The sequence below is a fragment of the Serratia sp. CY81684 genome, from assembly GCF_052166595.1.
Classification (GTDB): Bacteria; Pseudomonadota; Gammaproteobacteria; order Enterobacterales; family Enterobacteriaceae; genus Serratia; species Serratia nematodiphila.
Map to the genome: position 1 here is coordinate 83,024 of NZ_JBJNOO010000009.1, position 12,428 is coordinate 95,451.

Below are 12,428 nucleotides of genomic sequence, written 5' to 3' on the forward strand. Positions count from 1 at the left end.
AAGGGAGGAAAATATCGACAAAGTCTATCACAGCGCGGTGGCGGCAGGGCGGGGCAAAAAAAAAGCGCCGCCCGCAGGCAGCGCTTGTTGGCGAAACGGCAGCTTCGGGATTACTCGTGATCTTCCCATGCCTGAGCGCGAGCCACCGCTTTTTTCCAGCCGCTGTAGCGGTAGTTGCGTTCGGTGGTTTCGATGCTTGGGCGGAATTCACGCTCAACCACCGCTTTGCTCTTCACTTCATCCAGATCGTTCCAGTAGCCGATGGCCAGGCCCGCCAGGAACGCCGCGCCCAGCGCCGTCGATTCACGCACTTCAGGGCGTTCTACGCGGGTGCCGAGAATATCGGACTGGAACTGCATCAGGAAGTTGTTGGCGACCGCGCCGCCGTCCACGCGCAGCGATTGCAGGCGGGTGTTGGCGTCGGCCTGCATGGCGTCCAGTACGTCACGGGTCTGGAAGGCGATGGATTCCAGCGTGGCGCGGATGATGTGGTTGCTGTTGGCACCACGGGTCAGGCCGAAGATGGCGCCGCGGGCATACGGATCCCAGTAGGGCGCGCCCAGGCCGGTGAAGGCCGGCACCACATAGACGCCGTTGCTGTCTTTCACCTTGGTGGCGAAATATTCGGAGTCGGCGGCGTCGCTGATCAGTTTCAGCTCGTCGCGCAGCCACTGGATAGACGCACCGCCGATGAACACCGCGCCTTCCAGCGCATAGTTCACTTCGCCGCGCGGGCCGCAGGCGATGGTGGTCAGCAGACCGTTTTTCGAGCGCACCGCTTCTTTGCCGGTGTTCATCAGCAGGAAGCAGCCGGTGCCGTAGGTGTTCTTCGCCATGCCCGGTTGAACGCACAGCTGGCCGTACAGTGCCGCCTGCTGGTCGCCGGCGATACCGGCGATAGGAATACGCGTGCCGCCCTTACCGCCGATGTTGGTCTGGCCGTACACTTCGGAGGACGGGCGGACTTTCGGCAGCATGGCGCGCGGGATATCCAGCACTTCCAGCATGCGTTCGTCCCAGTCCAGTTCGTGGATGTTGAACATCATGGTGCGTGAGGCGTTGGTGTAATCGGTGACGTGTACGCGCCCCTGGGTCATTTTCCACACCAGCCAGGTATCCACGGTGCCGAACAGCAGTTCGCCGCGCTTGGCGCGCTCGCGGGCGCCTTCGACGTTGTCCAGGATCCACTTCACCTTGGTGCCGGAGAAGTACGGGTCAACCACCAGGCCGGTGTTGTGACGGATGTACTCTTCCAGGCCGTCGCGCTTGAGCTTCTCGCAGATGTCGGCGGTGCGGCGGCACTGCCAAACGATGGCGTTGTAAATCGGCTTGCCGGTCTCTTTTTCCCAGACGATGGTGGTTTCGCGCTGGTTGGTGATACCGATGCCGGCGATCTGATCGGAATTGATGTCGGCTTTCGCCAGCACTTCTACCAGCGTCGAACTTTGCGACGCCCAGATCTCCATCGGGTCGTGCTCAACCCAGCCGGCCTTTGGATAGATCTGCGGGAATTCGCGCTGCGATACTGCAACGATGTTGGCGTCGTGATCGAGCACGACGGCACGTGAGCTGGTGGTCCCTTGGTCGAGTGCGACAATGTATTTTTTTTCTACAGTCATGGTAATTATCCTGCTGTTGTTAACCGTGTAAAACTGCACCCATCACGCTTTACGCTGCTGGGTCTTGGCGTCGGGCTCTTCTTCCGTCACGCAGACGTCGCACGGCAGGTGGCGGCCAATCAGCGCGCGGTAACCGAAAGCGCCCAGGCCACAGCCGACGATAGGGGCGAAGATCGGCACCAGGAAGTACGGGATGTCGCGTGCGCCGGTGAAGGCGACTTTGCCCCAGCCGGCCAGGTAGGCGAACAGTTTCGGCCCGAAGTCACGCGCCGGGTTCAACGCAAAGCCGGTCAATGGTCCCATGGAGGCGCCGATCACGGCAATCAGAATACCGATCAGCAGCGGCGCCAGCGGGCCGCGCGGAATGCCGTTGCCGTCGTCGGTCAGCGCCAGGATCAGGCACATCAGGATTGCAGCGATCACCATTTCTACCAGGAAGGCCTGGCCGACGGAGATGTGCGCGTTAGGGTAAGTCGAGAAGATGCCGGCCAGTTCGAGGCTTTCGTTGCTGCCGCGCACCATGTGGTGGGCTGCTTCGAAGTCGAAGAACAGATTGTAGTACAGCCCGTAGACCAAGGCCGCGGCGCAGAAGGCGCCGGCGACCTGCGCAATGATATAAGGCACCACTTTGCGCCCGTCGAAGCAGGCGAACAGCCACAGGGCGAGGGTGACCGCCGGGTTGAGATGCGCACCGGAAATCGCGGCGGTCAGATAGATGGCCATGGCGACGCCCAGGCCCCAAATGATGCTGATTTCCCACTGGCCGAAGCTGGCGCCCGCCAGTTTCAGCGCGGCAACGCAGCCTACGCCAAAGAAGATCAGCAGCGCCGTGCCGAGGAACTCGGCGATGCACTGGCCTTTTAATGTCGGACTGGTGGTTTGGCTCATAATGTTGTTGTCCTGCAAAAACGGCGGTTGTTGGTTTATAGGCTCAGTTGGGTAGAGATCTGGCCTATGGGCACAGTTTTTTTCATCTCGTCCAATTTTTGAATAAGGACGTGATGTAAATTTATCGTTAACGAACATAAACGAGAAATAGCGAAATCAAAATGTGTGTGGCGCGTCATAAAATTGAGCGATTTCGCGTCGTTTAGTGTTCTTTCTGAGCCATAAAAGTGTGATCTGACCAGTGGTTTGCTGAGGGTTGTTAACAACTCGCGGCGGCGGCGATGGGGATTTTCAGTTTTTGCTGATGGCGAGGGCAGGAAAATTGCAACAGACTGCGCGATGATCCGGTATGTTGCTAGACAGGCGGAGACTGGCTACTTACAATCGTTTTTAACGAATCGAGACCGGCGCGCCTTTCGTAACGGCGCGCGTCACTGAGCGCGATGCAATATTCGCAGTAGCTGCAGCCGACGTTGCGGCCGCTACTTATAGATGTACGCCTTGCTATCATGAGGGGACTGAAGCATGTCATTTGAAGTATTTGAGAAACTGGAAGCAAAAGTACAGCAGGCGATTGATACCATCACCTTGTTGCAGATGGAAATTGAAGAGCTGAAAGACAAAAACAACTCTCTGTCGCAGGAAGTTCAGGCTGCCTCCGGCAACCACGAAGCGCTGGTGCGCGAAAACCAACAGCTGAAAGAAGAACAGCACGTATGGCAAGATCGCCTGCGCGCGCTGCTGGGCAAAATGGAAGAGGTTTGATTCCTTACGCCATGCAGCAACGAAAAGGGCGCCTGAGGCGCCCTTTTTCATGTCCGAAAATCACTCGATGTCGAGCGGGTCTTCGGAGAGGATGATGCCGGTGTTGTCGGCATACAGGTGGTCGCCTGAGAAGAAGGTGACGCCACCGAAGTTGACGCGGATATCGCTTTCGCCCACGCCTTCGCTTACGGCACCCGCCGGGATCGCCGCCATCGCCTGAATGCCGATGTCGAGCTCTTCCAGATCGTCCACCTGGCGCACCGCGCCGTACACCACGATGCCTTCCCATTCGTTCTGGGCGGCCAGGCGCGCCAGTTCGGCGTTGATCAGCGCCCGGCGTACCGAACCGCCGCCGTCGACCAACAGCACGCGGCCGCGGCCGTTTTCTTCAAGCAGATCGAACAACAGGCCGTTATCCTCAAAGCATTTCACCGTGGTGATCTGCCCGCCAAATGAAGTACGCCCGCCAAAATTGGAGAACAGAGGTTCAACAACGTTCACCTCTTCATGATAGATGTCGCAAAGTTCGGAAGTATCGTATTTCATAGGATTTTACGTCTGTTTGCCGCTGGAATGTTCAGTATATCCCTTTATTCGCCCTGTTGGCAAAATCATCAGTTTTTAACTGAGCGCCACGCCGATGGCGAACAGCAGGTTGGCCAGCAACGCCGCCTTGACCATATGCTCCAGCATCGGCCGCATGCCGACCGGCGTCGGATCGCGCAGCACGCGCAGGCCGTGGCGCGCCAGCAGCGGGATCGCCAGCACGAACAGCCAACCCCACGGGCTGTGGAGGTTGAACAGCGTGAACAGCGCGAAACACAGCACCGCGCCGCTGAGCAGCAGGGCGTGGTAAATGCGCGCCTTGTGCGGGCCGAGACGCACCGCCAGCGTATTCTTGCCGTTTTCGCGATCGCTTTCGATATCGCGCAGATTGTTGATGTTGAGTACCGCCGTCGCCAGCAGGCCGCAGGCGGTGGCGGGCAGCATCACGACGCTGTCGAAGGTGTGCGTCTGCAGATAGTAGGTGCCTGCCACGCTCAGCCAGCCGAAGAACACCAGCACCGAGATGTCGCCCAGCCCCAAATACCCGTAGGGTTTGTTGCCGACGGTGTAGGTGATGGCCGCCACGATGGACAGCCCGCCCAGCACCAGGAAACCCACCACGTCGCTGGGTTGCTCACAGGCGACGGCGATCAGCGAACAGCCGGCGAGGGCGATCAGCACCACCGTCACTACCAGCGCCCGTTTCATCTGCGCCTGGGTGATCATGCCTTTCTGCATGCCGCGCAATGGCCCGATGCGATCTTCTTTGTCGCTGCCTTTGACCGCATCGCCGTAGTCGTTCGCCAGGTTGGAGAGGATCTGCAGCAGGCCGGCGGTCAACAGCGCCAGCAGCGCTACTTCCGGTTTCAGGCTACCGTGCCAGGCGGCGATTGCCGAGCCGACCACGATGGAGGCAAAGGCCAGCGGCAGGGTGCGGGGGCGTAGACTTTCCAGCCAGGCGGAAATCGGGGTGGTGGAGGTTGATGAGCTCATGTTTCGCTTCTGTGTCCGTTAGAAATAATTGTGGGAGGCAATGCCTCCCACACAGATGACTGACAAGACAATGATTGAGCGATTATAGGATAAAACGACTCAAATCTTCATCCGCCACCAGTTCATCCAGATGACTGCGCACGTAATCCGCATCAATTGTAATGGATTGGCCATTAATTTCACTCGCATCGTAGGAAATATCTTCCATCAGACGCTCCAGCACGGTGTGCAGACGACGCGCGCCGATGTTCTCGGTGCTTTCGTTGACCTGCCACGCGGCTTCGGCGATGCGGCGGATGCCGTCGGCGGTGAACTCGATGTTGACGCCTTCGGTGCCCATCAGCGCTTTGTACTGCTCGGTCAGCGACGCGCTCGGCTCGGTCAGGATGCGCTCGAAGTCTTCGGTGGTCAGCGCCTGCAGCTCAACGCGGATCGGCAGACGGCCCTGCAGTTCCGGGATCAGATCCGACGGATTGGCGGTCTGGAACGCGCCGGAAGCGATGAACAGGATGTGGTCGGTCTTCACCATGCCGTGCTTGGTGGACACGGTGCAGCCTTCCACCAGCGGCAGCAGATCGCGCTGCACGCCTTCGCGCGAGACATCCGGACCGGAGCTTTGGCCGCCGCGCTTACAGATTTTGTCGATCTCATCGATAAACACGATGCCGTGCTGCTCAACCGCTTCGATCGCCTGCTCTTTCAGCTCTTCCGGATTCACCAGCTTGGCGGCTTCTTCTTCCACCAGCAGCTTGAAGGCTTCTTTGATCTTCAGCTTGCGCGGTTTTTGCTTCTGGCCGCCGAGGTTCTGGAACATCGACTGCAGCTGGTTGGTCATCTCTTCCATGCCAGGAGGCGCCATGATTTCCACGCCCATCGGCGCGGCGGCCAGATCGATTTCGATCTCTTTGTCATCCAACTGGCCTTCGCGCAGTTTCTTGCGGAATGCCTGGCGGGCGGCGGACGGTTCCTGATTTTCTTCCGGCTGGCCCCAGTTATTTTTGGCCGGCGGGATCAGCACGTCGAGAATGCGCTCTTCGGCCAACTCTTCGGCGCGGGTGCGGTTTTTCTCGATCGACTGCATGCGCACCATTTTGATGGCGGCATCGGTCAGATCGCGGATGATAGAGTCCACTTCTTTGCCCACATAGCCCACTTCGGTGAACTTGGTGGCTTCAACCTTGATGAACGGCGCGTTGGCCAGCTTCGCCAGACGGCGGGCGATTTCGGTTTTACCGACGCCGGTCGGGCCGATCATCAGAATGTTTTTCGGGGTCACTTCGTGACGCAGCATCTCGTTGAGCTGCATCCGGCGCCAGCGGTTGCGCAGGGCAATGGCGACAGCGCGTTTGGCCTTGTTTTGGCCAATGATATAGCTGTCCAGTTCGCTGACGATCTCGCGCGGGGTCATTTCAGACATGGTATTCGATCCTTACGCTTTGGAAGGCAATTCTTCAATGGTGTGGAAATGGTTGGTGTAAATACAGATGTCGCCGGCGATGTTGAGAGATTTCTCAACGATGTCGCGGGCGCTCAGTTCGGTATTTTCCAACATGGCGCGGGCGGCAGCCTGGGCGTACGGGCCGCCGGAGCCGATGGCGATCAGATCGTTTTCCGGCTGCACCACATCGCCGTTGCCGGTGATGATCAGCGAGGCGGTTTCATCGGCGACCGCCAGCAGCGCTTCGAGCTTGCGCAGCATGCGGTCGGTGCGCCAGTCTTTCGCCAGCTCGACGGCGGCTTTCACCAGGTGGCCCTGATGCATTTCCAGTTTGCGTTCAAACAGTTCAAACAGCGTGAAGGCGTCAGCGGTGCCACCGGCGAAACCGGCGATCACTTTGTCGTTATACAGGCGACGCACTTTCTTGACGTTACCCTTCATCACCGTATTACCCAGGGTTGCCTGGCCATCACCACCGATGACGACCTGGCCGTTGCGGCGTACGCTTACAATTGTTGTCACGAGCAGACCCTCGTTAAAGACGGAAAGAAGTCCCCGCAGCGCCTGCTTTCACAGACGCTACGAGGCATATTGAGAGTATAGATGGGGGGGGATTGACGCTTTTCAACCCCCAACGGAGAGGGGAATGCAACTCGACATGCCGACGCCCTTCAGGCGCGAAAGGGTTTTGTCCGCTGCGGCGCGGCTGCTGTAGGGGCCGAGCACTACGCGATTCCAGCCGCCGCCGGCGGTGATGCGGCTCTCGATGCCCTCGAACGCCAGGCGCGCCCGCACGGATTCAGCCTGATCGGTGGCGCGGAACGAACCGCATTGCACCATCCACTTCTGTTTCGATTCCGGCTTGGTTTCCTGCTTGGCCGTTTCCTGTTTCACTTCCGGTTTGGGCTCCGGCTTCGGTTGCGGCTTCGGCTCAGGCTGTTTCACCTGCACCGGTTGCTGGGTGGCCGGCTTCGGCTGCTGGTGCTGCTGCACCGGCGCGGTGGTGGCCCCGTTGTTGAACGGGTTGCGCGGCGGCTGAGTGACCTGCTGCTGTTGCTGTACCGGCTGCTGCTGCATTTGCGGTTGTTGCATCTGCTGCTGGCGGTTGCTGCGCGCATTGGCCTGGCCCGGATCGTTATACGGCACTTCATTCAGCTGCGTCGGACGCTGCTGCATGTCGGCCTGCATTTGTTCCAGCAACTGCCGCTGTTCGGCGGTCAGCTGAGTTTTGGAATTGAGCTCGCCGCCGGCCGTCGGTTCGGTCGGGGTTTGCACGCCGATCTGTCGGTTTTCCAGCTCTTTGATATAGCGCCAGCGCTCTTCCGGCTTCGGCGGCAGGCCGTTGCCCGGGCGTGTGGTGTGCGCAGGCAACAACGGCGCGTCTTCCGGCTTGTTGTGCGTAATGAAATAGAGGCCACCGACAAAGACAACCAGCAACGCGACGGCTAACGCCAGCACGGTTTTGGAAACCTTCGGAGAACTGCGTTTTTTACGGCTGGGGGTTTTGCGCTTAGCTCCTGCTGCGCGCCCACGGCTTACATAGTCTTTTTGTGCCACTATTATTCCGCTGTGTCCTGATGAGAGGATAAGTCCGTCATGTTACTGAACCCTAAAATATTTGACTAGCGTTTCGGGGCAGCGGTGCTGCCTCTCATAATCAATTCACTGTCCAATAGCCGGGAGCCGCTGGCCACCGTCTGGCCGTTCAACTGCTCCAGCAGCAGCAACATCGCCTGCTGGCCGATCTGGAAGCGCGGCTGCGCCACCGTGGTCAGCGGCGGATCGCAATACTGCGCCAGCTTGAGGTCGTCAAAGCCGACGATCGACAGATCCTGCGGTACCCGCAGCCCCATTTTCTTCGCCTGGGACAGCACGCCGATCGCCATGACGTCGCTGTGGCAGAACACCGCCGTCGGCGGTTTCGGCTGAGCCATCAGCGCCGTCAGCGCTTGCGCGCCGGCTTCGTAGGTAAAATCACCCCGGGTAATATAGCTGCTTTCGACGGTAATGCCATTACGACGTAGCGCTTGAACATAACCCTGCAGCCGATAATGGCTCAGCGGCATCTGTTCCGGCCCGGCGACGCAGGCGATCTGCCGGTGGCCCAATTGATGCAAATAATGCACGGCTTCAAAGGCGGCGGTCAGGTTATCGATGTGCACCGTCGGCAGTTCCAGCTCAGGGGCAAACTCGTTGGCCATCACCATCGGCGGGAGGTTACGCTGCTCTTCCTTGCTGGCGTCAAACGGCAGGTTGGAGCCCAGCAGCAGCATACCGTCGATCTGTTTGGTGATGATCAGATTGACGAAGGTGCGCTCTTGCTGATTTTGCTGCGCGCAGTCGCCGATCAGCACCAGATAACCTTGTTGGGCCGCGGTCTGTTCGATCCCCTGGATCACATCGGCGAAAAACGGATCGCAGATGTCGGGCACGATCACCAGGATGGTGCGAGATTCGTTGCGTTTGATATTGCGTGACAGAGCATGAGGAGAATAACCCACGGCCAGCACGGCCTGTTCCACTTTCTGGCGCGTTGGCGTTGACACCTTTTCCGGGTTCATCAGCGCACGCGATACGGTAGCCGTTGAAACGCCCGCCATTTCGGCGACGTCTTTCATGGTCGCCATGGATAACTCTTTCTTGTGTTCCAACGCCTTTCTCCTTGCGTCAGCCCCATGCCGACGCCACTACTGCTGTTTGCTCACAATGTCCGGCATGCGGTGGCGAGATTGTTGTCATTGAGCGCCACTCGCGTTCGGGCACTCCGTCGCGCTGCGATGTGGCGACAAAATTTGCCCTCGCAGACATTCTAAACAGAATACGCCCCGCCTTTGTTACCTAATTTGCATAAAAAATGTGACCTGAGAAGGTTTTTTAGCGTTCGCTCGCAATTTCAAGGGTAAACGTTTGCACTGCGGCAGCTAAATCGGACTTTTCCGGGATCAGCTGTCGATCGGATCGACATCCAGCGTCCATTTCACCTTGCGCGTTTGCGGCAGGGTGCCGATCAGCGGCAGCGAGCTTTTCATCAGCTGTTGCAGGACGCGCCGCGTCGGGTGCTGCAGCAGCAGCTGCCAGCGGAAACGGCCGCCGCGTTTGGACTGCAGCGCCGGCACCGGGCCCATCACCCACAGCGAATCGTCCTTCAGCGGGCTGGCTTCCAACAGATTGCGTAGCTGCTGCAGGAACAGCGGGGCCTGTTGGTTATCGTGATCTTCGGCGCGCACGATGATGTGGCTGGTGTAGGGCGGCAGAAACACGCTGTTGCGCTCCGCCAGCGTCTGTTTGGCGAAGGCGTCGTAACCTTGTTGCAGCAGCACTTGCAATAACGGGTGCTCCGGGTGGTGGGTTTGCAGCAGCACTTCACCCTGTTTGCCCGCTCGCCCCGCGCGCCCGGAGACCTGGGTATAGAGCTGAGCGAAACGCTCGGCGGAGCGGAAGTCGGCGGAGAACAGCGCGCCGTCCACGTCCAGCAACGCCACCAGCGTGACGTCGGGAAAATGGTGGCCCTTGGCCAGCATTTGCGTGCCGATCAGAATGCGCGCTTCGCCGCGATGAATATCCGCCAGGTGTTGCTCCAGCGCCCCTTTGCGGCTGGTGGTGTCGCGATCGATGCGGGTGATCGGCGTGTCGGGGAACAGCGGCGCCAGCTCCTGCTCCAGCTGTTCGGTGCCGACGCCGACCGATACCAGGTGGGTGGAGCCGCACTGCGGGCATTGGTGCGGCACCGGTCGCTGGCTGTCGCAGTGGTGACAGCGCAGCTGGCGCTGATGCTGGTGGAAGGTGTAGTAGTGATCGCAGCGCTGGCACTCGGCGATCCAGCCGCACTCGTGGCACAGCAGCGCCGGGGCGTAACCGCGGCGGTTGAGGAACAGCATCACCTGATTGCCGGCTTTTAAATGGTGTTGCATGCTTTTCAACAGCGGCTGCGACAGGCCGACCTTCAGCGGCAACCCTTTCAGATCGATCAGGTGCTGCGCCGCCGGTTTGGCGTTGCCCGCGCGTTGGGTGAGCTTCAACTGGCGATATTTGCCCAGCTGCACGTTGTGCAGCGTTTCCAGTGCCGGCGTGGCGGAGCCCATCACCATCGGGATGTCCTCTTCCCGGGCGCGAAACACCGCCAGATCGCGGGCATGGTAGCGCCAGCCTTCCTGCTGTTTATAAGAGCTGTCGTGCTCTTCGTCGATGATGATTACGCCCAGTTGCCGGAACGGCGTGAACAGCGCCGAGCGGGTGCCGATGACGATCGCGGCTTCGCCGCTGCGCGCGCGCAGCCAAACCGCCAGCCGTTCGCTGTCGTTCAGCCCGGAGTGCAGCACGTCCACCGGCGCGTTGAAGCGCTCGCGAAAGCGGGCGATGGTTTGCGGCGTCAGGCCGATTTCCGGCACCAGCACCAGCGCCTGCCGGCCTTTGGCCAACACGTTCTCCAGCACGCTGAGATACACCTCGGTCTTGCCGGAGCCGGTGACCCCGGCCAGCAGCCAGGCGGCGAACTGCTCATCCTCGCTTCTGATCGCCCCGACGGCGGTGGCCTGTTCGGTATTCAGCCGCAGCCGCTCGCCAAGCACCGCGAAATTGGGGCGCCAGTCCTGCGTGGCCGCGACCTGAGCACGCAGGTCGATCAGCCCTTTGGCGCGTAGCGCCTGTAGAGCGCTTTCCGTCAGCTCAAGCTGGCTGACCTGATGGCGATAGACCGGGCGTTGCAACAGCGCCGCCAGCGCCTGCTGCTGTTTCGGCGCGCGTTTCAGGCTTTCGGGCGGCGTGGCGCGCCCCTCTTCGGTGGCGAACCACTGCCACAGCGGCGCGGCCTCGGCCGGTTTGCCTTGGCGCAGCAGGATCGGCAGCGCATGGAACAGCACTTCGCCGATGGGATAGTGGTAGTAATCGCTGGCCCAGCGCAGGATGCGCCACAGGCTGGGAGAGAACAGCGACTCGGTGTCGATCACGCTGTCGATCGGTTTGAGCTTGTCCAGCGGCAGTTCGCTGGTGTCGCTGCAGCCGGTGACGATGCCGATTGCATGCTGCTTGCCCCAGGGCACACCCACGCGCGCGCCGGCCACCGGCTGCATGCCGGGCGGCAGCAGATAGTCGAAGGTGCGGGCGAGGGGGACCGGCAAAGCAACGTGTACGACGGGCATGATCTCATCCAAATTGAAAAAAAGTGGGCATCAGTTTACACGGCGCATCGGCAAATGTACGGTTCCGATTGCGCGCCCCGGCTAATGCTGTATAATTTGCCGCCTTTGGTATAATTCGATACCAAAATTCTATTATCAACCACGTGTGGTGTCTGGCGAAACAGGGCTGGATAGCGACACGGCCTTAACTGAGGTTTCCCATGAAACAAGGTATCCACCCAAAATACGAAGAAGTTACTGCTAACTGCTCTTGCGGTAACGTGATGAAGATCCGCTCCACCGTGGGCCACGATCTGAACCTGGACGTTTGTGGCGCATGCCACCCGTTCTACACTGGCAAGCAGCGTGACGTTGCTACCGGTGGCCGCGTTGACCGCTTCAACAAGCGTTTCAGCGTACCAGGCGCTAAGAAATAAGATTTCTTATCGACCGATGAAAAAGGCGCCCTGGGCGCCTTTTTTCTTTTCTGCCGCCGGCGTTCGCCGGGCGGTTCTCAATATTCCCAGGTATCGGGATCGACACCCAGTTCGCGCATCAACGCTTTTGCGGCTTCCGGGATTTCATCGCTGCGCTCTTTGCGCAGGTCTTCATCGTTCGGCAGCGGCTGGCCGGTAAAGGCATGCAGAAACGCTTCGCACAGCAGTTCGCTGTTGGTGGCGTGGCGCAGGTTGTTCACCTGGCGACGGGTCCGTTCGTCGGTAAGGATTTTTAGGACCTTCAGCGGAATGGATACCGTGATCTTTTTGACTTGCTCGCTTTTTTTACCGTGTTCAGCGTAAGGGCTGACATACTCGCCGTTCCACTCAGCCATGGGACACCTTAACTTTGTCAGAAAAATTACAAAATTCTAAAAACCGGCCAATTATGCCCGATCTTCACTGTTCTCACTAAATAAATGTCAATTTTACGCGACCAGGGTCACTGAATGCCCCGCTTCGGCCAGGCATTGCCGCTTAACATCTTATCGTCATGTCATATCGGCATAATTTTAGCGGGTATTGCGTCATTGCTCAATCTATACGCAAAGAAGTTTAGATGTCC

Annotated in this window: 12 protein-coding genes; 2 read left to right on the top strand and 10 right to left on the bottom strand. The window is 59.4% G+C overall.

Going from position 1 to position 12,428, the window contains the following annotated elements:
• Positions 1 to 110 precede the first annotated feature (110 nt).
• Both glpK and ACJ8QF_RS23550 read right to left on the bottom strand, forming a co-directional pair.
• Positions 111 to 1,619, bottom strand: a complete 1,509-nt coding sequence (gene glpK, locus ACJ8QF_RS23545) for a glycerol kinase GlpK (protein WP_004931097.1) — start codon at positions 1,617 to 1,619, stop codon at positions 111 to 113.
• A 42-nt stretch (positions 1,620 to 1,661) separates the two neighbouring features.
• A complete protein-coding gene (locus ACJ8QF_RS23550) occupies positions 1,662 to 2,507 on the bottom strand; it encodes an MIP/aquaporin family protein (protein ID WP_015379417.1) in 846 nt (281 codons plus the stop codon).
• A gap of 525 nt (positions 2,508 to 3,032) precedes the next feature.
• On the opposite strand from ACJ8QF_RS23550, the gene zapB reads away from it, so the two are divergent.
• Positions 3,033 to 3,272, top strand: a complete 240-nt coding sequence (gene zapB / locus ACJ8QF_RS23555; protein WP_004931092.1) for a septal ring assembly protein ZapB — start codon at positions 3,033 to 3,035, stop codon at positions 3,270 to 3,272.
• 60 nt (positions 3,273 to 3,332) lie between these two features.
• Here the strand turns inward: zapB and rraA are convergent, their stop codons facing one another.
• The 7 genes from rraA to priA form a co-directional block, all read right to left on the bottom strand.
• Positions 3,333 to 3,818: a ribonuclease E activity regulator RraA gene (gene rraA / locus ACJ8QF_RS23560; protein WP_004931090.1), complete on the bottom strand. Its 486-nt coding sequence runs from the start codon at positions 3,816 to 3,818 to the stop codon at positions 3,333 to 3,335.
• A gap of 75 nt (positions 3,819 to 3,893) precedes the next feature.
• On the bottom strand, positions 3,894 to 4,811 hold the full coding sequence (locus ACJ8QF_RS23565; protein WP_171454941.1) for a 1,4-dihydroxy-2-naphthoate polyprenyltransferase: 918 nt from the start codon (positions 4,809 to 4,811) through the stop codon (positions 3,894 to 3,896).
• A gap of 82 nt (positions 4,812 to 4,893) precedes the next feature.
• Positions 4,894 to 6,228: an HslU--HslV peptidase ATPase subunit gene (gene hslU / locus ACJ8QF_RS23570; protein ID WP_004931086.1), complete on the bottom strand. Its 1,335-nt coding sequence runs from the start codon at positions 6,226 to 6,228 to the stop codon at positions 4,894 to 4,896.
• A gap of 12 nt (positions 6,229 to 6,240) precedes the next feature.
• Entirely contained in the window at positions 6,241 to 6,771 is a 531-nt protein-coding gene (gene hslV, locus ACJ8QF_RS23575; RefSeq protein WP_004931085.1) for an ATP-dependent protease subunit HslV, read from the bottom strand.
• 102 nt (positions 6,772 to 6,873) lie between these two features.
• On the bottom strand, positions 6,874 to 7,806 hold the full coding sequence (gene ftsN, locus ACJ8QF_RS23580) for a cell division protein FtsN (RefSeq protein ID WP_442537897.1): 933 nt from the start codon (positions 7,804 to 7,806) through the stop codon (positions 6,874 to 6,876).
• Between the two features lie 65 nt (positions 7,807 to 7,871).
• Complete coding sequence (gene cytR, locus ACJ8QF_RS23585) at positions 7,872 to 8,900, bottom strand: DNA-binding transcriptional regulator CytR (protein WP_442537898.1); 1,029 nt, start codon at positions 8,898 to 8,900, stop codon at positions 7,872 to 7,874.
• 291 nt (positions 8,901 to 9,191) lie between these two features.
• Positions 9,192 to 11,387, bottom strand: a complete 2,196-nt coding sequence (gene priA, locus ACJ8QF_RS23590) for a primosomal protein N' (protein ID WP_442537899.1) — start codon at positions 11,385 to 11,387, stop codon at positions 9,192 to 9,194.
• 200 nt (positions 11,388 to 11,587) lie between these two features.
• On the opposite strand from priA, the gene rpmE reads away from it, so the two are divergent.
• Positions 11,588 to 11,803, top strand: coding sequence for a 50S ribosomal protein L31 (gene rpmE / locus ACJ8QF_RS23595; RefSeq protein ID WP_004931078.1), 216 nt, complete (start codon positions 11,588 to 11,590; stop codon positions 11,801 to 11,803).
• 77 nt (positions 11,804 to 11,880) lie between these two features.
• Here the strand turns inward: rpmE and metJ are convergent, their stop codons facing one another.
• Positions 11,881 to 12,198, bottom strand: a complete 318-nt coding sequence (gene metJ, locus ACJ8QF_RS23600; RefSeq protein WP_004931076.1) for a met regulon transcriptional regulator MetJ — start codon at positions 12,196 to 12,198, stop codon at positions 11,881 to 11,883.
• Positions 12,199 to 12,428: the final 230 nt, after the last annotated feature.

Excerpts from the sequence above, each read along its gene's own strand:
- glpK (WP_004931097.1), bottom strand. The coding sequence starts at position 1,619 with ATGACTGTAGAAAAAAAATACATTGTCGCACTCGACCAAGGGACCACC.
- hslU (WP_004931086.1), bottom strand. The coding sequence starts at position 6,228 with ATGTCTGAAATGACCCCGCGCGAGATCGTCAGCGAACTGGACAGCTAT.
- priA (WP_442537899.1), bottom strand. The coding sequence starts at position 11,387 with ATGCCCGTCGTACACGTTGCTTTGCCGGTCCCCCTCGCCCGCACCTTC.
- zapB (WP_004931092.1), top strand. The coding sequence starts at position 3,033 with ATGTCATTTGAAGTATTTGAGAAACTGGAAGCAAAAGTACAGCAGGCG.
- metJ (WP_004931076.1), bottom strand. The coding sequence starts at position 12,198 with ATGGCTGAGTGGAACGGCGAGTATGTCAGCCCTTACGCTGAACACGGT.
- ACJ8QF_RS23565 (WP_171454941.1), bottom strand. The coding sequence starts at position 4,811 with ATGAGCTCATCAACCTCCACCACCCCGATTTCCGCCTGGCTGGAAAGT.
- ACJ8QF_RS23550 (WP_015379417.1), bottom strand. The coding sequence starts at position 2,507 with ATGAGCCAAACCACCAGTCCGACATTAAAAGGCCAGTGCATCGCCGAG.
- rpmE (WP_004931078.1), top strand. The coding sequence starts at position 11,588 with ATGAAACAAGGTATCCACCCAAAATACGAAGAAGTTACTGCTAACTGC.
- rraA (WP_004931090.1), bottom strand. The coding sequence starts at position 3,818 with ATGAAATACGATACTTCCGAACTTTGCGACATCTATCATGAAGAGGTG.